16 protein-coding genes and 1 pseudogene are annotated in these 19,004 nt (G+C 42.8%); 10 read left to right on the plus strand and 7 right to left on the minus strand.

What is annotated here, in order from left to right; genetic code table 11:
• The first annotated feature begins 5 nt into the window (after positions 1 to 5).
• The 8 genes from NBH15_RS09590 to NBH15_RS09625 all read left to right on the plus strand — a co-directional run bounded on the left by NBH15_RS09590 (position 6) and on the right by NBH15_RS09625 (position 7,274).
• A complete protein-coding gene (locus NBH15_RS09590) occupies positions 6 to 1,025 on the plus strand; it encodes a vWA domain-containing protein (RefSeq protein WP_186960496.1) in 1,020 nt (339 codons plus the stop codon).
• Positions 1,026 to 1,038: 13 nt separating this feature from the next.
• Positions 1,039 to 1,788 carry a tetratricopeptide repeat protein gene (locus NBH15_RS09595; protein WP_186960495.1) on the plus strand — a complete coding sequence of 250 codons (750 nt, stop codon included), beginning with the start codon at positions 1,039 to 1,041 and terminating at the stop codon, positions 1,786 to 1,788.
• 32 nt (positions 1,789 to 1,820) lie between these two features.
• Positions 1,821 to 3,629, plus strand: coding sequence for a BatD family protein (locus NBH15_RS09600; RefSeq protein ID WP_250822567.1), 1,809 nt, complete (start codon positions 1,821 to 1,823; stop codon positions 3,627 to 3,629).
• Between the two features lies 1 nt (position 3,630).
• Positions 3,631 to 4,398, plus strand: coding sequence for a tetratricopeptide repeat protein (locus NBH15_RS09605; protein ID WP_250822568.1), 768 nt, complete (start codon positions 3,631 to 3,633; stop codon positions 4,396 to 4,398).
• Positions 4,398 to 5,084, plus strand: a complete 687-nt coding sequence (locus tag NBH15_RS09610; protein WP_128134864.1) for a phosphatase PAP2 family protein — start codon at positions 4,398 to 4,400, stop codon at positions 5,082 to 5,084. The genes NBH15_RS09605 and NBH15_RS09610 overlap by 1 nt, the downstream gene beginning before the upstream one ends.
• A gap of 152 nt (positions 5,085 to 5,236) precedes the next feature.
• The gene (locus tag NBH15_RS09615) at positions 5,237 to 5,512 is read left to right on the plus strand and encodes a hypothetical protein (RefSeq protein ID WP_007656557.1); all 276 of its coding nucleotides are present in this window, start codon (positions 5,237 to 5,239) and stop codon (positions 5,510 to 5,512) included.
• Between the two features lie 115 nt (positions 5,513 to 5,627).
• Positions 5,628 to 6,740, plus strand: coding sequence for a universal stress protein (locus NBH15_RS09620; RefSeq protein WP_046147065.1), 1,113 nt, complete (start codon positions 5,628 to 5,630; stop codon positions 6,738 to 6,740).
• A gap of 120 nt (positions 6,741 to 6,860) precedes the next feature.
• Positions 6,861 to 7,274, plus strand: coding sequence for a hypothetical protein (locus NBH15_RS09625; RefSeq protein WP_233567394.1), 414 nt, complete (start codon positions 6,861 to 6,863; stop codon positions 7,272 to 7,274).
• 231 nt (positions 7,275 to 7,505) lie between these two features.
• Here the strand turns inward: NBH15_RS09625 and NBH15_RS09635 are convergent, their stop codons facing one another.
• The 3 genes from NBH15_RS09635 to NBH15_RS09645 all read right to left on the minus strand — a co-directional run bounded on the left by NBH15_RS09635 (position 7,506) and on the right by NBH15_RS09645 (position 10,010).
• Positions 7,506 to 7,961, minus strand: a complete 456-nt coding sequence (locus NBH15_RS09635; protein WP_233567395.1) for a site-specific integrase — start codon at positions 7,959 to 7,961, stop codon at positions 7,506 to 7,508.
• A 131-nt stretch (positions 7,962 to 8,092) separates the two neighbouring features.
• Entirely contained in the window at positions 8,093 to 9,250 is a 1,158-nt protein-coding gene (locus tag NBH15_RS09640) for an acyltransferase (RefSeq protein ID WP_250822569.1), read from the minus strand.
• A gap of 163 nt (positions 9,251 to 9,413) precedes the next feature.
• A complete protein-coding gene (locus NBH15_RS09645) occupies positions 9,414 to 10,010 on the minus strand; it encodes a MarC family protein (protein ID WP_128134866.1) in 597 nt (198 codons plus the stop codon).
• A gap of 89 nt (positions 10,011 to 10,099) precedes the next feature.
• Here NBH15_RS09645 and coaW point away from each other — a divergent pair, with 89 nt between their 5' ends.
• Positions 10,100 to 10,942 (plus strand): type II pantothenate kinase, encoded by an 843-nt coding sequence (coaW, locus tag NBH15_RS09650; RefSeq protein WP_128134867.1) that lies wholly within the window; start codon positions 10,100 to 10,102, stop codon positions 10,940 to 10,942.
• A 60-nt stretch (positions 10,943 to 11,002) separates the two neighbouring features.
• On the opposite strand, the gene NBH15_RS09655 is transcribed toward coaW, so the two are convergent.
• Positions 11,003 to 11,227, minus strand: coding sequence for a winged helix-turn-helix domain-containing protein (locus NBH15_RS09655; protein WP_007656634.1), 225 nt, complete (start codon positions 11,225 to 11,227; stop codon positions 11,003 to 11,005).
• 219 nt (positions 11,228 to 11,446) lie between these two features.
• Here NBH15_RS09655 and NBH15_RS09660 point away from each other — a divergent pair, with 219 nt between their 5' ends.
• A complete protein-coding gene (locus tag NBH15_RS09660) occupies positions 11,447 to 12,292 on the plus strand; it encodes a helix-turn-helix domain-containing protein (protein WP_186961896.1) in 846 nt (281 codons plus the stop codon).
• Between the two features lie 12 nt (positions 12,293 to 12,304).
• On the opposite strand, the gene NBH15_RS09665 is transcribed toward NBH15_RS09660, so the two are convergent.
• From NBH15_RS09665 to NBH15_RS09675, 3 genes and pseudogenes are all read right to left on the minus strand, one after another.
• Entirely contained in the window at positions 12,305 to 13,066 is a 762-nt protein-coding gene (locus NBH15_RS09665; RefSeq protein ID WP_128134869.1) for a LytR/AlgR family response regulator transcription factor, read from the minus strand.
• 130 nt (positions 13,067 to 13,196) lie between these two features.
• A pseudogene (locus NBH15_RS09670) lies at positions 13,197 to 14,634 on the minus strand (transposase).
• 441 nt (positions 14,635 to 15,075) lie between these two features.
• Positions 15,076 to 18,936 carry a TIM-barrel domain-containing protein gene (locus NBH15_RS09675; protein WP_250822570.1) on the minus strand — a complete coding sequence of 1,287 codons (3,861 nt, stop codon included), beginning with the start codon at positions 18,934 to 18,936 and terminating at the stop codon, positions 15,076 to 15,078.
• Between the last annotated feature and the right edge of the window lie 68 nt (positions 18,937 to 19,004).

Genomic DNA, 19,004 nt, shown 5'->3' on the forward strand with positions numbered 1-19,004 from the left:
GGCTTATGTTTCGTTTTGCACATCCGGACTTTTTGTACTTGCTTTTCATCCTTCCGGTGTTGATTGCATTCTATGTATATGCAATCATCCTGAAGAAAAAAGCAATAAAGAAATATGGTAATCCCGAATTGTTGGCAGAGTTGATGCCGGAGGTATCTCCCAAACGCCAGCATCTGAAGTTTTGGCTATTGTTCGGAGCCATCACGATGGTTATCTTTGTTATTGCGGGACCGCAGTTTGGTTCTAAACTGGAAACCGTAAAACGCCAGGGCGTCGAAATAATGGTTTGCCTGGACGTATCCAACTCCATGTTGGCCGAAGACGTATCACCTAACCGTCTGGAAAAGGCTAAACAGATGCTGTCGAAACTGACGGATGGTTTTAAAGATGACAAGATGGGGCTGATCGTTTTTGCCGGTGATGCTTTCACCCAGTTGCCGATCACTTCCGATTATATTTCGGCAAAGATGTTCCTGTCATCCATCAATCCGTCGATGGTATCGACACAAGGTACGGCTATTGGTTCGGCTATCAATCTGGCTATGCGTTCATTCACTCCCAGTGAAACATCCGATAAGACAATTATCCTGATCACGGACGGTGAGAACCATGAAGACGATGCCGTAAAAGCCGCAGCAGCTGCTGCCGAAAAAGGCATCCATGTGAATATTGTCGGTATGGGTGATCCGAAAGGTTCGCCTATTCCTGTCGCAGGAGCCAACAATTATATGAAGGATAAAGATGGAAACGTCGTTATCACGAAGTTGAGCGAACAAATGTGCCAGGAGATCGCAGCTGCAGGACATGGCATGTATGTCCGTGCCGACAATACCAACTCTGCATTGAAAGCATTGCAGAAAGAGATAGAGAAGATGAATAAATCGGAACTCGACAGCAAAGTCTATTCCGAATACAACGAACAATTTCAGACACTGGCATGGATCGCATTGATCCTGTTGATCGTAGACTTCCTTACCTTAGACAGGAAGAACCGAATTTTCAGAAAAGTAAAATTGTTCTCTTAATTCAATGGATAAGATGAGACGTATACGAAAATCAATGATATGGATGGGAGCGCTCCTGTTTTGCTCGGGAGCGGTGTTTGCCCAAAAGGCTGAACGTAAGAACGTACGTGAAGGGAACAAGTTGTATGGCAACGAAAAGTTTACCGAATCGGAAATTGCTTACCGTAAAAGTCTGGAGGTAAATCCCCGTTCAGTTGAAGGAACTTACAATCTGGGGAACGCCTTATACAAACAGAAAAAGTTTCCTGAAGCAGCTGAGCAATACCAGTTGCTGACCGGTATTGCTGAAAAGATGGCTGAAACTGAAGAAGGAAAAGCCCGTCTTGCAAATATATTCCATAATCTGGGCGACATCAGCATGCAGAATAAAGAGTATGACAAGAGTGTAGAAGCATTCAAACAGTCTTTGCGTTTGAATCCGGCCGATGACGAGACCCGCTACAATCTGGCACTAGCCCAGAAGTTGCTGGAAAATCAGCAAAATGAGAATCAGGATCAAAACCAGGATCAGCAGAACCAGGACAAGAAAGAAGATCAGGAAAATAAGGATGATCAACAGCAACAAGATCAGCAGCAGCAACAGCAAGACGACAAGAAAGAAAATAAGACTCAGCAAGAGCAACAGCAAAATGAACAGATGAGTCAGGACAATGCGCAGCAGATGCTCGATGCCTTCCTGCAAGATGAAAAGGATACGCAGGAGAAAGTGAAGAAAGCACAGGCACAACAGCAACAACGTCGCAAGACAGATAAAGAATGGTAATTGATACAGAAAACAGAAAAAACAACAATATAATGAGAAGATTAGCTTTCTTATTCGTTCTATTTCTAACAGCCGGGGTGATGGCAAAGGCCGCTGATGTGACCTTTAAGGCAGTCGCTCCGAATGCTGTTGTGATGGGGCAACAATTCAGATTGGCGTATACCGTAAATGCTGAAGCGAAGGCAAGCGATTTGCGGATACCCGAACTTACGGATTTCGAAGTACTGATGGGGCCGTCTCTTGCCACAAGTTCGAGTACTCAGATTATTAATGGAAATGTTTCTTCGGAGGTAGCTTACACATTTACTTATATCCTGATGCCGAAGAAAGAGGGTACGTTTAATATTGGGGCAGCTTCTATCAAGGTAAAAGGAGCGAATTACACATCCAATTCGTTAAGTGTAAAAGTACTTCCTCCGGACAAGGCTGCCGAAGCAAATGGCGGACAAGCCGGAACTGGTATAGGAAAGGATGATTATTTTGTAAGAATGGAAGTTTCAAACCGGAATGTATATGAACAGGAAGGTTTTCTGGTCACTTTCAAATTATATGCAGCACGCATGTGCGGACTGGAAGGAGTAAAATTTCCGGAGTTTGAAGGATTTCTTGCTCAGGAAATAGAGTTGCCGCAGGAAAAGCAATGGTCGCAGGAACATTATAACGGTCGTAACTATTTCACCGTTGTTTTGAAACAAACAGTCCTTTATCCGCAACGTTCAGGAAAACTGACAATAGAAAGCGGTAAGTTCGACGCTATTATCAGTATTCCGACCCAACGGAAAATAAACAGCATCTTTGATAGCTTCGATGACATGTACGACAGAGTACGGAAAGCATTGGTATCGAGTCCTGCTACAATAGATGTGAAGCCGTTGCCTTCCGGTAAACCGGCATCGTTCTCCGGTGCGGTAGGTAATTTCACCATGACATCGGATATTAATTCCAATAATGTAAAAACGAATGAGGCTGTCACTATTAAAGTGAAGATTTCCGGTAACGGAAATATCAAACTGATCAAGAATCCGGAAGTTGTTTTTCCGAATGATTTCGATACTTTTGATCCGAAGCCGGAAACAGATGTCAGAACGACAACTGCCGGAGTAAGCGGAAGCAAAACGATCGAATACATGGCTATTCCTCGTTATGCCGGAGATTTTGAGATACCGGCTATCTCTTTCTCTTATTTCGATCCTAAATCAGGTGCTTATAAGACATTGAAGTCCGATCCTTACAAACTTCATGTAGAACAAGGCGAGGGGGGAAGTAGTAATTCTCCGGTCGTGTCTAATTTCAGCAATAAGGAGAGTGTGAAGTATCTGGGTAAAGATATCCGTTTCCTGAAAGTGAAAGATTTCAATTTCATTGCCAACAACGATATTTTCTTTGGATCGTTCATGTATTACATGTGCTATCTGGTACCGGCCATCCTGTTTATTGTCTTCTTCTTTATTTATCGTAAGCAAGTAAAGGAAAATGCCAACATAGCATTGGTTCGTACTAAAAAGGCAAATAAAATCGCTGTCAGGAGATTGAAGAATGCCGGCAAGCTGATGAAGGAAAACAAGAAAGAGGAGTTTTATGATGAAGTTCTCCGGGCTTTGTGGGGATATTTGAGTGATAAATTGAATATTCCTCAGGCAAGTCTGACCAAAGATAATGTGGAAACCGAATTGGCTAGATTTGGTGTGGATGATACCTTGACCAATGAGTTTATGGATATTTTGAACACCTGCGAATTTGCCCGTTATGCGCCGGCTCAGGCTTCGGATGCTATGGATAAGTTATATGAGTTAACCGTAGATGCCATTGGTAAGATGGAGAATACAATTAAAAAGCAATAAGATGAAGACGAATATAAAGATTAGAAATATATTGTTTTTTCTATTGATTCAGTGTCTGGCATGGACTGCTTATGCACAGGATGCAGCGATAAAGGAAGCTGAGACTGCGTATACCAAAGAAGATTATGGAAAAGCAATCGAGTTATATGAAGGAATACTGAAAAGTAATGGTGATTCACCGGAGATTTATTATAATCTGGGGAACGCTTATTACAAAGCAGGAAAGATTGCCTCTGCAATATTGAATTATGAACGGGCGCTGGTTTTTGATCCGGGTGACGCCGATGTCCGTTTCAACTTACAGATGGCACGTCAGAAGACTGTTGACAAGATTGAACCGGTAGACGGATTTTTCCTGAGCAGATGGTTCGAATCCATTCAGAATATGGGAGCAGCTGACTCCTGGGCTAAAATGGGAATCGTTTGTTTCATCTTATTCATCGGATGCCTGATCCTGTTTTTCTTTTCAAGGCAGATTCGCCTGAAGAAAGTCGGTTTCTATATCGGTGTGTTACTTTTGCTTTGCGTGATTATGACAAATATCTTTGCCGCAAATCAGAAGAGCGAACTGGTAAACCGTACACATGCTATTGTTTTTGCTCCGACAGTAACGGTGAAAAGTTCCCCGGATGCGAGTGGTACGGATTTGTTCGTTCTGCATGAAGGAACAAAAGTGTCTGTCAGAAGTACATTAGGCGACTGGAGTGAAATAGCACTGGAAGATGGCAATGTTGGCTGGATGCCGACAAAAGATATAGAAACAATCTGATGGTAGAAAAAATATTAGTTTACGAACGGGATTTGTTCTTCATGCTTAACGGCAGCGATTCTCCTTTCCTTGACCGCTTTATGTGGTTGTATTCGGGTAAGGCAGTCTGGCTGCCGTTAGCCTTTTTTATATTGGTCGTACTGCTGTATAAGAAGAAATGGCGGGAATCTATCCTGATATTACTGGCGATAGTGCTGGTAATAACTTTTTGCGACCAGTTTGCCTCACATGTGTGCAAACCCATTTTTACCCGTTTCCGACCGACACATCATCCGGATTTTATGGATCAGGTAAAAACTGTCTTTGATTACCGGGGTGGCCGATACGGTTTTATTTCCAGCCATGCTGCCAATGCTTTCGGTTTTGCGACCTTTATGTCATTGTTGTTCCGTTACCGGCTGTTTACATGGACGATCTTCCTTTGGGCTGCTCTTACCGCTTATACCCGTGTATATTTGGGGGTCCATTTCATTTCGGATATTGTTCCCGGAGCAATCGCAGGAGTATTCTTTGGCTGGTTGGTATATTGGCTATATGTCAAAGTCCGTCCGGTAGTTACCGGTACAAGCAGTAATGCCAGTGAGTTATATTCGACCGGGCAGAAGCGTCTGATCGTATATGCGATTTTTATAGCTGTTTTAATAATAACAGTATTTAATGTTCAATTAGTTGCCTGTTTAAGATAAAATAAGCAGTTACAGTTAAATATAACACATGTCGTAAAGCATGTTTGCCAAAAGGTTTATTTTAACGAAATAATTTGTCCCTCTGATTTATATTGCTTAAGTTAGTGCCATTAATTAATAAACGAAGTATTAACCTTCAAAATAAGGAAACCATGACAAAGACAATCACTTTTAATGAATTGCGCAGAATTAAAGACCGTCTGCCTGACGGTAGCACTCATCGTATTGCAGATGAGTTAGGTTTATCAGTTGAAACTGTTCGTAATTATTTTGGTGGATATAATTATAAGGATGGTAAAAGCTGCGGGATACATATCGAACCCGGACCAGATGGCGGTTTGGTAGTATTAGATGATACAACAATATTTGAACGTGCTTTACAGATACTGGCAGAAACAGAGGATGTATCTGAAGCACAACAAGCGTAGAGAAATTTACAGTACATAAAAAATCCCATAGCTGACTAAACAAAAACGCTGTGGGATTTTTTTTATTAGTGATATTAGCATTTTCCGATTGTTTAATCTATAAAAACACACGAGTATGGAAGATAAATTAGTAACATTAGCTATTCACACGTTCGAGAAAGCTCAGATTCTCAAAACAATACTTGAAACGGAAGGAATTGAAGTTTATATACATAATGTAAATCAGATTCAACCTGTCGTTTCGGCAGGAGTGCGTGTGAGAATTAAGGAAAGCGATCTGCCTCATGCCTTGCGCATTATAGAGGACAGTAAGTGGCTCAGTGAGGATACGCAGGAAGAAGTTGCAGCCCCGCAGGTGAAAAAGATCCTGATCCCGGTTGATTTTTCTGATTATTCCATTAAAGCTTGTGAACTGGGTATTAATTATGCCTATCATGCAGGTGCGGAAGTAATGATCATGCATGCTTATTTCAGCCCATATTTTCCTTCGGCAATTCCGATGGGAGATACGTTGGCTTATCAGGTAAATGAAGAAGAGTCTGTACAGAACGTATTAAAACGTGTACAGATCGATATGGAGAACATCTGCACATTGATCAACCGTAAGATGCAGGCTGGCGAATTACCTAAAGTAAAATATAATTATGTATTACGGGAAGGTCTGCCTGAAGAAGAGATTCTCGCATATTGTAAGGAATATCATCCTACGCTTATTGTCATGGGTACGCGTGGAAAGAGCCAGAAAGATATGGATCTGATCGGTAGTGTCACTGGTGAAGTGATAGAAGTGAATAAAGTACCTGTTCTGGCAATTCCGGAAAATATACGTTTCAATGATTTTAGCGAAGCCAAAAATATTGCATTCGCTACTTCCTTCAACCAGCGCGACCTGGTGGCTTTCGATGAATTTATGGACCTGGTGAAAGGATATGATATTCATATTCACCTGTTCAATATATCGACAAGTAAAGACGAATGGAACGAAATACGTCTGACTGGTGTCCGTGAGTATTTCCTGAAACAATATCCGGATGCAAACATTACCCATACGGTACTGGCTGACGGCGATTTGTTGCTGGCTATCGAAAAGTTTGTCCGCGATAAACAAATCGACATGATTGCATTAAGCACATATCGTCGCAATATTCTGGCACGTATGTTCAACCCGTCGATTGCACGCAAGATGCTATTTCACACCGATACGCCGTTATTGGTGATGCATGCTTAATACTTAAAAATAAGAGAATCGTAGCCCCGGTAGTTGTTTGTCGGGGCTTTTTTATACAATTCCTAGCCGGAGTTGTACAGCTTTTGGTGTGCATTTTAGTAGTAACCCCGTATTGTTAATGTGCGAAAAAAAGGAAAGAGAGAGTATGAAAAATACGGTAAAAATAGAAAACGGAGTGTCGAAAATGCTCGTATCTATTGCCGCATTGCACCGAATACGATAGGCGGTAGCGGAGCTACTCCAATATTAATATTTCCTACAAAAGGACTTTTGAGCCTGTTTGGAGCGGACGGACTTACTTTTTATCCGATGTCGGTTATACAACGGCGGGTTTCTTTTCGGGAAGCGTATAAAGATCCGGGGAATATGTATAAAATACCTACAGGTGCCAGTCAATGGATTGATTCTGCTACAAAAGAATACAGAAATGCCTGGGGAACTGGTAACAGCAAAGGTCTTCATGATCCTTGCCCAGCAATGTATTCAAATTGGCATATTGATACATTATTCCTATATTTACCATCAACATTATAAAAACTAAATAAGTCATGAAATCAACAAAAGAATATATAGATCTTCTTCGTCAGTTCATGCAACAGAAAGGTTAAAAATATGGAATTTCCAAAATGGGGATTTTTGACTCGGTTGCACGGGGAGAACAAAATGAGAATAGTGACGTAGAGGGCGGAAACGGGTACGGAAGGTTTCTGAAGTTGTTTCTTCCGGCTGCCACGAACCAGGTGATCCAGCATATCTTCGGAAGCCTTATCCATCTTTGATTTGGATAACTGCCCCAGATATATTTGTGTCGTTTGCAAAGACATATGACCGAGCGACTGGCTGATAAACCCCTATCTCCGAACCCGATTCCAGCATCAGCGACGCCCAACTGTGGCGCATCACATAAGTGGTCAGGGGATAAGGAAGGTTCAGTCTGTCACCGATCTCTTTCAGATACTCGTTCACACGATGTAAAGACGATTGAGCCGTCAACACACCTTTCCCAACCAGCTTTTCGTGCAGGAACGGGAATACCCAGCGAGAATCTTTCCGTTTGTACAACTGCATAATATGCATCAACGAAACACATGCCACGGGCATAGAAAAGGAAAAGGGAAAGGGAAAGATGAAGAGCCTGCCTGCTTGTATCTTCCGCTCGATCAAGCGATTTACGCAATCGCGTAACGGAGGATAAATCTGCTTAAATTCTATATCCATCATAATTGTTGATTTAGTTCGGCAAAAATGCAAGTAAATTCAATAATATGTCCGGTATATAGAAACAAAAAGAAAACAAGATAGTTTGACTATCAAACCGAATTGAATGAAAAAGGATCTGAAAATATGCTTATTTATCCAACAATGTATTTAGCTTTCCGGCCGACAACCTTATAGATCATATAAACAATTGCCCATGAGACGTTGAAAGCAACGACAGCAGCCAGCGGAATCTGCAAACAAACCGGAATGCCGATCGTACGCATCAGGATCACACTCGGACCGGTAAAGAAAAAATGTACCATATAGATACCGAAACCGCAAAGTGTCAGATTGGCCAGCGCTTTCTGAATGGTAACCGACTGTATATTCACTTTCTTCACCAGCATAAAGATCGGGGCAGTCATCATCACGACATTAAGAGAGTTGTAGGTAAAAAACAGTTCCAGCAGTTCATCGCTGTATTCCGGCAATGAAGTTACATGGCGGAACCCGGTGAAAGTAACGGCATAGCCGATCAGGAACATCGGGACACCGATAGCCAGTATCTTTCCGACCGGCCATTCCAGCTTGCGCAGGTAATGGCCCAGCAGCAGATAACCGTTGAAACCGGCAAAGTAGTATAACATACCGAACGAGTTCCAGGAACAGGTTCCCCACAGGTATTGCGATACATATTCATTGTAATAAGGAAGAAGAGTTGTCACTCCCCAGGCTGCCAGGAACCATAGCTTTGCTTTATCAGATGCTTTTTCCACCCAGGCAGAGAAGATCGGCAGATACAGATACAAGCCGATCAGCAGATAGATGTACCACATATGTACATCCAGCAGGGAGAAGTTGAACGGTATCTCAGCGATATTTTTCAATGAAACACTCAAAGCCTGGTGGGTTGCTTCCTCTCCGGAGTAAGGGAAAAAGTCAAGTATCACTTCCGGACTAAGTCTTAACAGTCCTGTGATCCAGGGGAATAAATTGTAAAGGATCGACCAGATCAGGAACGGCCAAAGCACACGTGGGATACGTTTCTTATAGAAAACGGATGCTTCTCCTTTGACCGGCAACAACAAGGCTCCGGTTATCATGACAAACAAGGGTACGCACGGACGGAGAAAAGCGCCATAAGCAGCTCCCCAGAATTTAATTTCGCCGATATTGGCTGGCAGTTCGCCCGTAAAGAAATTGAAAGGATCGGCACAATGGCAACAGACAACAGTAAACATTGCGACAAACCGCATTACATCCAGCCAGACAATATGCTTGTTGGCATTAAGGATAGCTTTGTTTTCCATAAGACTTAAAAGTTGATATAAGTTTGTAATTTATTTAGTCTAATTGTAAGTATCCGGCATAAAATAAAAAGCCTTTTCAACCATGTTTTAATTGAAAAGGCAAAAGTAAACATCTTAAAGCATTTATTTTTTGCTTTATAGCAAAAATTATGATCTTTATTGCTTATTTATGCAGCGCTTCAATCAGCAGGGTGATATTGGCTGTAAACAACCTGACGGATATAGCCAACAGGATGATGCCGAAAAACTTACGGATGATATAGATACCGCCTTTTCCCAGCAGATGTTCCACCTGCCTAGTCATACGCACCACAAAATAGACCCATAGCATATTCAGTATCAAAGCGACTACAATATTGATATTGGCATACTCGGCCCTCAATGAAAGCAGGGTTGTAAACGAACCGGCACCGGCCAGCAAGGGGAAGACCAGAGGTACCAGCGTGGCTTCCTTGATCGGCCCGTTATTCTTGAATATCTCGATATCCAGTATCATCTCCAGCGACAGCAGGAAAATAACGAATGCACCCGCCACAGCAAACGATTCGATATCCACATGGAATAGTTTCAAGAGAAAATCGCCTGCATAAAAGAAGCCGATCATCAGGATAAAAGATATAACCGTTGCTTTTAAAGCATTAACGTCTTTTCCTTTTTCCTTCAGATTGATGATAATGGGGATGGAACCAATGATGTCGATTACGGCAAACAGTACGATGAAAGCACTTATCATCTGTTGAAAATTAAAATCTGCAAACATATCCGGTCCTCCATTTAAAGTTATTATCCGTGAAGGTACTAATTTTCAATAAGAACATGTATCTTTGAATCCGATTTTAACAAAAAGTTATGGGCATAGTAATTGGTATAGACGTAGGAGGGAGCACTACCAAAATAGTGGGGATCGACGATAAGGAGATCCGGAATCCCATGTTTGTCAAGGCGACCGACCCGGTAACATCGCTGTTCGGTGCTTTCGGCAAGTATTTATATGAGAATGATATTCCCCTTTCCGATATAGAGAAAGTGATGCTTACCGGTGTAGGCAGTGCATACATCAATCAGCCGCTCTATGGTTTACCTACAGCCAAAACAGATGAATTTCTGGCTAACGGACTCGGGGCGCAATATCTGACGCAGCTGGATAAGCTGATCGTTGTCAGTATGGGGACGGGGACTTCGTTTGTAAAAGTGGACGGTCCGTTGATCGAACATATCGGCGGTATAGGGATCGGTGGGGGTACCATACTGGGCTTATCCCGGCTGTTGCTTAAAACGCAGGATTTTCACCAGATTGTCAAGCTGGCCCTGAAAGGAGATATAACGACTATAAACCTGCAAATCCAGGATATCTGCAATATACCTTTGCCCGGACTGCCTCTGGATGCGACAGCCTCTACTTTCGGAAAGGCCGGAGCCAATTCTTCGCAGGAAGACGTAGCGCTGGGTATTATTTACATGGTACTCCAATGCATCGGGCAATCAGTGATCCTCGCTGCACTGAACAGCGACATACATAATTACGTCCTGATCGGAAATCTGACGAAACTGCCGCAGTGTGAAAGTATCTTTCCCCGGCTGGAAGAAATGTACGGTGGTCATTTCCTGATACCGGAATATGCAGAATACCGGACGGCGATCGGTGCGGCACTGACCTATATTAATAACCGGCAACATCAGGAGATAAAATAGCCGGATAATTAAAAAAGCGTCAGCAGGCATATGAACCTTACTGACGCTTTCGATGGTATATTATCCAAAGTATAACCCTTGTTGTATTCCGTTGCTTACCAATATCTGCCCGTTCTTACGTTGTATATAAATTTTGTTTTCCCTGGCCAGCCATCCGATAGCTAAGGTGGTATCTTCGTGGCTCAGGTCAATCCGTCTGCTCAGTTCTGGTATTGTCAACTCTCTTCCTTCGTTCAGCACATGCCAGACTTTGCCGGCATTTTCTCCGATCTTCTCTAGTTCCATAATTATAATTTTATTAGATAATACATGTCCTCTTTCTAGAATAAAACAAAAGAGAACTCTTTCGGTTCATTTTTTCTTTCTTTGTTTAAACTTTTGCAAAGTACATAGATTTGAACGGAACGATCAATACCTATTATTGGGTTTCTATGTCCTGTTTTTGCGATTATTAGTGTAGAAAACTCAAATATACTATCTTTGAAAATCATTTATCAGGACAATATGGAGGCAAACATACAAATATTTGACATTTCCACGGATTTTATTGCAGGCGACAATATCACCGGAGACATGCTGAATCGCTACGTGCGCTTTTCATGTAAAATGAAAGCAGTGCTTTTTGCATTTTGTGTAGAAGGTTCTGTCCATGCTACAATCAACCTGTCTGAATACACAATCAAAAAAGATGATTTTATCACATTAACGCCGGACAGTTTCATCCAGCTTAATGACGTTTCTCCGGATGCTCATTTCTTCTATGCCTGCTTTTCGCAGGGTTTCATGGAGAATAATAACCTGGTCTTAACAACCGTACGGTTACTTCCTATACTGGCTGAGAATCCGGTCATTTGTTTATCGGAGGATCTTTCACAGTTATATCTGGATATCTTCAAACCGTTGATCCATGCTTATTCATTGCCTTGTACGCTGGAGAATAAGGAGATCATTAAATCTGTTTTCACTATTTTTATGCAAGGCACGGCCGAATTGTATAAGAATCACGGCAAGTGGAAAAGCGCATTGCATTCACGCAGTAAAGTGATGTGCCGTGAATTTATCAAACTGGTCATGTCGAATTATACGAAACAACGGAGCGTTGCTTTTTATGCGGAACATCTGGGTGTTACCGTTTCCCATTTTTGTTCGACCATAAAAAAGGAAACAGGAAAGACGGCGCTCGAAATAATAACGGCCATTGTCATGATGGACATTAAAGCACAGCTGAAATCAACGGAACTTCCGATCAAGGAGATTGCCTTTTCGCTGGGATTCAACAATATGTCGTTCTTTAACAGATATTTCAAAAGGCATACCGGCATGACACCCCAGGAGTACCGTAACAGTTAAGCTATAAATTCCTTACTGTGATTTCAGTATCCGGAGGAAATCATCTTTATAGCTGGACGATATTTCTATTTCCGTATTATCTTCCAGCACGATGTAACCGCCGGAGTTTTTGTGGTATGACCTGACACAATGGAAATTGATTATATGTGATTTGTGTACACGGACAAACGGGAACGGCAATATCTCGCTGAAATATTTCAGAAAGCGGCAGACCATCTTCTTGCTTTTATCTTTCAAATAGATATCGGTGAAATTTCCGTTTCCCTGCAACCGGATGATATCTTCCATTTTTATTACTTCAAATCCTTCGAGAGTAGGTAGGATCACCTGGCGCTTCTCTGGTTTCGGCTCACGCATATTTTCAATCAGGATCTGATTGCGATTGAATATCTCCCGGTTGACGATGTGTTGCTGTACCTTATTTACGGCAAGGATCAGTTCTTCGATGCTGACCGGTTTCAGCAGATAGTAAGCTGCACTCTGGTTCAACGCCCGGAGCGAATATTCAGAAAAGGCGGTGACAAATATGGTTTCGAAATACAGGTCTTTACATCCTTCCAATACGTCGAATGCATTGCCATAGGGCATTTCCACATCCAGAAACACCAATTGCGGTTCGAGTTCATGGAGTAAAGGGACGGCCGATTTACAGTCGTGGGCTTCTCCGACCACTTCGATGACCGGACAGTATTTTGCCAGATAATTCTTCAATGCCTCACGGGCAGCCGATTCATCTTCAACGATGACGCTTCTTATTTTCTGTAGCATTTCCATATTCAGAGTCTTCCGTTTTTATATATCGTTCAGACAAAGATACTATTTTAAGCCATAAAAAAAGGGGGTGTGTCAAAACTAAGACACATCTCTTTTTTTATCTTAAAATAGTCGTTCCTCTTTTTTTTGTCTATGCGACTATTTTTTCAGTAATTAGATAATAAGGCTTAATATTCGTCGTATGTTGAGTCACACGTGGTCTGATAAAGATAAATATAGTGTGTGCACTCCTTCTCTTTCCTGCTTTTAGTAGTTTTGTACACATCTTTTTGATATTAAAAGCTATAGCGAAGAAGGCAAAGTCCATAGTCACCTTGTCTTCTCCCACATGCCGGAACCTTCTATATGCCATGTTGTGTTTCATCTGTCCAAAAACTGCTTCCGGTTCTATACATCGCTTTCCCCTATGCCTGATGCCTTCTTCCGAGAGTAACCTTTCCCGTGCCTGTCGTTTGTATTGGTTTAACCGGTGGTTGACTTCTATAATACGGTTCCCCCGTGCTTTAAAGCAACTGCCACGTAAAGGACACCCTTCGCATCTTTGTGCTTTATACCGGGCACTTTCGGTGATGTATCCGCTAGCTGTTTTGTCACGTCTGGTTCCTATACGGTTCATGTGCTGCCCCATAGGACAAACGTAATAATCCTCCTCCGCATTGTAATGGAGACTCTCCGTATGGAATGGATTGGGAGTATAACGGGGACGTTGTTCTTTATGGAAGTAGTTGTACTTGACAAAGGCTTCTATCCCATTATCCCCTCATGAACCGGTAATTTTCTTCCGAGCCGTAACCGGAATCTGCCACACCCACAGTTGGTAAGCGGTTATAGCGTTGCTCAAAGGAGTGGAAGAAAGGTATGAGGGTCAGTGTATCGGTTGGGTTGGGAAACAGTCGGAAGTCTATGAGGAATTGGTTCTGGGTACCTATTTGCAGATTATATCCGGGCTTGGTCTGCCCGTTTCTCATGGCGTCTTCTTTCATGCGCATGAAGGTGGCTTCAGGATCGGTCTTGGAATAGGAGTTGCGTTCTCCAAGAGTGTCAAGATGGTTGTCGTATTCCATCAACTTTGTACGGTTCTTTTCGACTGTCTTGCGCCAGACAAAAGTATATTTGTTGGCTCTGGACTCAATCTTGGTACCGTCAATATACTCTACGTCAAGGCTGATGAAACCTTTGTCGGCAAGGACAAGAACCAACTGCGTGAATCCATTATTTATCTCTCCTTTTACACGATTACGGAAACGGTTGATGGTAATAAAATCCGGATGTTCATTACCGGAAAGCCAGATATAATGAATGTCACGTAGGAGAAGCTTCTCTATTTTGCGGCACGAATAGATATTGTTCATGTAGGCGTAGATAATCACCTTAAGCATCATTTTAGGATGATAAGGACAACGACCGGTTGCTTTATAAAGCTTCTTGAAATTGTCAAGATTGAGATTATCAATAACTGTATTGACCACACGGACCGGATCGTTCGCTGCTATGTTTTCATCAATTCTTCTAGGAAAAAAAACTGTTTGGTTGGGAGCATAATCCCGAAAATGTGTTTTTGTGGGCATTTGTCTTTTATTTTTTTTACTAAGTTACAGAAAACTAGCGATATAGGCAAGATCTTAGTTGAGAAAACAGAGGCTTCACTTTATGTTTTATGGCATACCAGAAAATAACCGGATTTACCAAGAAAGCGCATCCCTGTCACGGGACACGCTTTCTGCCATAATTAAAGTTCCGGTCATTTAGCTCCCTTAAAGGCCTGTTTACAAAAAAAGCCCGGCTATATAAACAGCCAAGCTATACGCCTTTGTATAGTCAAGGTTTATTAGGTCAATCAGTCACTCTCCATGTTTGATAGCTCTTAAAACGAACAACTCTACAAAGGAAACATTTTATTCAGTTTATAACGTTTTTTTGACTCTTTGTTTTACATGCTTTGCAACACAATTAAGGGGATATGTACATTTTGACACACCCCCTTCTGAATTTTTATCTATGGCAAGTCCTTAGAACTTAGACATATTCAGGTCTTTATCAACCAGTATGCCATCGATGGCCTTCAGATTGAATTTGACTTTACGTTTTGCTTTCAGCTTCAGGATGAACAGGTCGGTTGTACCTTCCAATACTTCCTTATCACCGAGATTAACGAAAGTAGGATACAAAGCCTTCTGGCCGTTTGTATGCAGACGGTCGTAAGTAAGGTTCTCCATGACTTTCAGGTTCAACGGCTCTATGCCGACAAATTCGTAATCCTGCTGGTCATACGGCAAAGCGAAACTCAATGCGTTAACCGCTTTGAGGTCTGTACCTGCTACCTTGACTTCCACGATCTCGTCTTTGTTGTAAGACTGTTTAGGAGCGCTGATCCCGATCGTTCCGGCTACTTTTGCTGTATCCTGTTCTTCTATGCCGCCATCCAGTTGAGTGGCAACGACAGATATATCGTAAGCATCGATCAGGCCGTTCTGGTTGATATCGCCGGCACTTACATAATCAAAGTCGCTGTCACCTTTACGCAAACCTGTGTAGTTCATGTAAGAAGTCAGGTCATTGCTGTCGATCTTCTTGTCGTTGTTGATATCACCCGGCAGATAGCTTTCTGTTCCCGGTACCTTGAAGACGTACAATTCGCGGCCTGAACCGTAATTGCCGACACCTTCCGTCACATTCAGTTTGATGTAGCGTGCTTTCGGTTTATCCTTGAATTCGAAAGTCTTCACATCACCGTTGCGTTCGAATCGGAAGGAATCGACCGGTATCCAGTTTTCTTTATCCATACTGTAAGAGACGAAACCTCGCAGCATTGTTCCGTTACCGCCGTCCTGACGTGACAGATAATGGAATTTATCCAGCTGGTTAACCGTGCGCAGGTCGATGATCATATCGAACGGTATAGCATTCTTGCGGTATTTCGTATGGAACATGTCTCCCAGTTCAGCAAAGTCGAACAAACGGAAGATTTCGAAACCACCCTGTTCTTCGGCAGTCACTTCACCACAGATTCCCTTGATAGCAAACTCGAGCGGGTTCGATTTCGTCTTCACATTAAAGGAAGACCAATCGGAATAACCGTCTTTATTTACAGAACGGATCTTGAAGGCATAATCAGTTTCAGCTTCCAGTCCGTCGAACAACAATTCTGTATTTCTGATAGTCGTGTACAGCATATTGTTGAATTCAATTTCGTAGAAGTCGGCACCTGCCACTTTATTCCAGGTCGGTTTCAATGAATAGGCTTCCAGGTTTTCATCTGTGACCTGTGCAACAGGAGCGGCCAGTGTACCGGTCGAAACGCGGTGGCTGTTACCCATATCGAATTTGTAACCTTCAAAGCTGATGCTCGTTTCGTTCGCTGTGATGTCCGCAGAAGCGAGCTTTACCAATAACTGCGGGTTCTTAGTGATCGTTACCTTTTCAAACTCGCTTCCTTTCGTTGCAAACTTGTTCAGGTTGGGTGTTGCATCATAGAAATAAACGTTTTCACCTTTCAGGAATTCGTCCATCGAACGGGCTTCCGTCAGTTTCACCTTGTTTTTACCAACTTTGGCAGCCACTTTTTTCGGCATTTCGGAAACATTGATACGAAGTTCGGTTGCTTTATCTTTTACGAAGCCGTCAAAGCTGCCTGCTGCCGGCCGGATTGTAATCGTTACATTATTCTTACTGCCTACTTCCGATTCGATCCGGGTCGTTACACCTTCACCTTTCAAATAGGCTTGTGTCGTGCCATCGTCGTCATATTCAGTAAACGAACTGTTGCCGTCCGGATAAATTTCATAAACGCGCAGGTTCTTATTGATCTCGGTAACATTATTGTTAGGGTTGGTCATCGGAATGATGGCGCCGCTCTTTACAAATACCGGCAACTTCCATAACGGAGAAGCAAAATTGTTGACAACGCAGTTGCCTTCATATTTTTCTCCGGTAAAATAGTCTACCCAGGTTCCTTCCGGCAGATAAATGCCGTCGCGTATATCGTTACCTTTTTCGTCTGCCTGTGTTTCCTGATAGATAGGGGCAACCAGGAAATATGGTCCGTACATGAACTGGTATTCGGTTGCTTTACCATAAGTATACTGATTCGGGTATTCCAGGAACATGGCACGGATCATCGGCTTACCATCTACTGCTTCCTTTGCAATGCTGTAGGCATAAGACATCAACTCCGATTTCATTTTCAGATACCAGCGGTTGATAGATGTTGCCGGTTCGCCAAGAGCATGCGGATATTTCTCATTGGCACCCCAACCGTCCATATTCAACTGCATCGGCGTCCAGGTCTTCCACTGAAAATCGCGTGTGTTCATTGCCAGGTTCTTTCCGCCGAAGATACCATCCATGTCGGAAGTGATATTCGGTTGTCCGGACAATCCCGAACCGATATAAGTCGGGATATGGAAACGGATATATTCCCACTGCCCGCCTGTCTGGTCGCCCGACCAGATACCGGCATAACGTTGCGTACCGGCCCAACCGTCAAGGGAGATAATGAAAGGGCGCGCATCGTTGCCATAGTAAGGCATGATATGGCCTACGTCAGCCACACCGTTCAGTCCGAATGAATAACCGGCACCTACCCAGGCCACGTCGGTCTTCAAAACACGGACACCGGCATCGCGCACTTCTTTTACGATATCACGCTGCAATAAAGCACTGATTTCGGGTTTCGGATGCAAATCCGACTGTGTCCAAAGTCCGATTTCGACACCGTTCTTATGAGCATAATCAGCCAGGCTTTTCAGGTTCTGGATATTCCCGTCCAATGTTTCGGTCTGTCCGTATCCGGCACCGTAACCGTCGTTTGGCAATAGCCATCCGAACGGCATATCGTGGTTCTTGTAGCGGTCGATCACGGCACGGGCTGAGAACTGGTAATTGTTCTTTTCACCGTTCAGGGATTCTTTTACACCGCCATTGTCTTTCTGGCTTTCCTTGTAACGTTTGCCGTCTTCAAAGAGGATACCTTTCTCGTCTTCCACCCAATAGTCGCGATTATAAGCATTCAGGTGTCCCTGGTAGAAACCGAACTTCGGTAATAAAACCGGATTACCTGTCAGCTGATAGAAATCGTTCAACAAGGATACGGCACCGTCATTGACCATATAGAACGCATCCAGATAATCGGTATCATGCGACAATATTACTGTCCCTTTTTCGGCTGCACCGAAATCATATTTACCTTGTTTGAAGGTGTACCACATAAAGCCGTAGCCATTGGTAGACCAATAATAGGGGGCAGGCGAGGCAACGCCGCCATCGGTCCAGCTGTTCTGGTTTTCGATAGCGATCGCTTTTCCTTTATGCGAGAAACGCCCGTTCTGTACACCACCGCCATAGAAGTATTCGCCGGGATTTTCCTTTAAGGTAAGGATTGTTTTTCCCTTATCATAAAGAACCGGTTTTACCTCCTCCAGGACAACTTTGTCTGTTGCCAGATTGGTCACCTTCAACAGGGAAGTGCTTTTATGCAGTTCCAGTCTGATCTCTTTGGTACTGATAGAAATAGTCTTATTATCTTCTTTCAGCGTTAACGGGGATATTGGCTTTCTCGGGTTATCGACCAGGATCTGTGCTTCCGGTTTGGCCTCCGGATCACGGATGATCCCTCCGTTGACGTCCTGAAATACTCTGAAGATGTTCTCTCCGTAAAAGTCAAAGGCCATTCTCTGATTATCGGAGAACAGGAGTTCAACAGTCGTAGGATTGATCTGTTTCACACCGACAATTTTCTTATCCTGCTGTATTTCCATACATACATTGTCGGCTTTTTGTATGGCTTGCATGGATAATGGTGAAAACAAGGGGAAGGCCAAAGCGAGTATGAGCACTTTCCTTTGTTTCATTTTTCTAATAGTGTCATTCATGTTGATGTTGTTTTAACGAATAAATGATTTAAGCAACAAACTTACAGGATATAATTATCATTAGCAAA

This window comes from Parabacteroides caeci, assembly GCF_023656795.1.
GTDB lineage: Bacteria > Bacteroidota > Bacteroidia > Bacteroidales > Tannerellaceae > Parabacteroides > Parabacteroides segnis.

Coding starts and splice junctions, on each gene's coding strand:
- NBH15_RS09645 (WP_128134866.1), bottom strand. CDS start 10,010: ATGTTTGCAGATTTTAATTTTCAACAGATGATAAGTGCTTTCATCGTA.
- NBH15_RS09635 (WP_233567395.1), bottom strand. CDS start 7,961: ATGATGGATATAGAATTTAAGCAGATTTATCCTCCGTTACGCGATTGC.
- NBH15_RS09655 (WP_007656634.1), bottom strand. CDS start 11,227: ATGGAACTAGAGAAGATCGGAGAAAATGCCGGCAAAGTCTGGCATGTG.
- NBH15_RS09590 (WP_186960496.1), top strand. CDS start 6: ATGTTTCGTTTTGCACATCCGGACTTTTTGTACTTGCTTTTCATCCTT.
- NBH15_RS09610 (WP_128134864.1), top strand. CDS start 4,398: ATGGTAGAAAAAATATTAGTTTACGAACGGGATTTGTTCTTCATGCTT.
- NBH15_RS09605 (WP_250822568.1), top strand. CDS start 3,631: ATGAAGACGAATATAAAGATTAGAAATATATTGTTTTTTCTATTGATT.
- coaW (WP_128134867.1), top strand. CDS start 10,100: ATGGGCATAGTAATTGGTATAGACGTAGGAGGGAGCACTACCAAAATA.
- NBH15_RS09665 (WP_128134869.1), bottom strand. CDS start 13,066: ATGGAAATGCTACAGAAAATAAGAAGCGTCATCGTTGAAGATGAATCG.
- NBH15_RS09615 (WP_007656557.1), top strand. CDS start 5,237: ATGACAAAGACAATCACTTTTAATGAATTGCGCAGAATTAAAGACCGT.
- NBH15_RS09660 (WP_186961896.1), top strand. CDS start 11,447: ATGGAGGCAAACATACAAATATTTGACATTTCCACGGATTTTATTGCA.
- NBH15_RS09600 (WP_250822567.1), top strand. CDS start 1,821: ATGAGAAGATTAGCTTTCTTATTCGTTCTATTTCTAACAGCCGGGGTG.
- NBH15_RS09640 (WP_250822569.1), bottom strand. CDS start 9,250: ATGGAAAACAAAGCTATCCTTAATGCCAACAAGCATATTGTCTGGCTG.
- NBH15_RS09675 (WP_250822570.1), bottom strand. CDS start 18,936: ATGAATGACACTATTAGAAAAATGAAACAAAGGAAAGTGCTCATACTC.
- NBH15_RS09595 (WP_186960495.1), top strand. CDS start 1,039: ATGAGACGTATACGAAAATCAATGATATGGATGGGAGCGCTCCTGTTT.
- NBH15_RS09620 (WP_046147065.1), top strand. CDS start 5,628: ATGGAAGATAAATTAGTAACATTAGCTATTCACACGTTCGAGAAAGCT.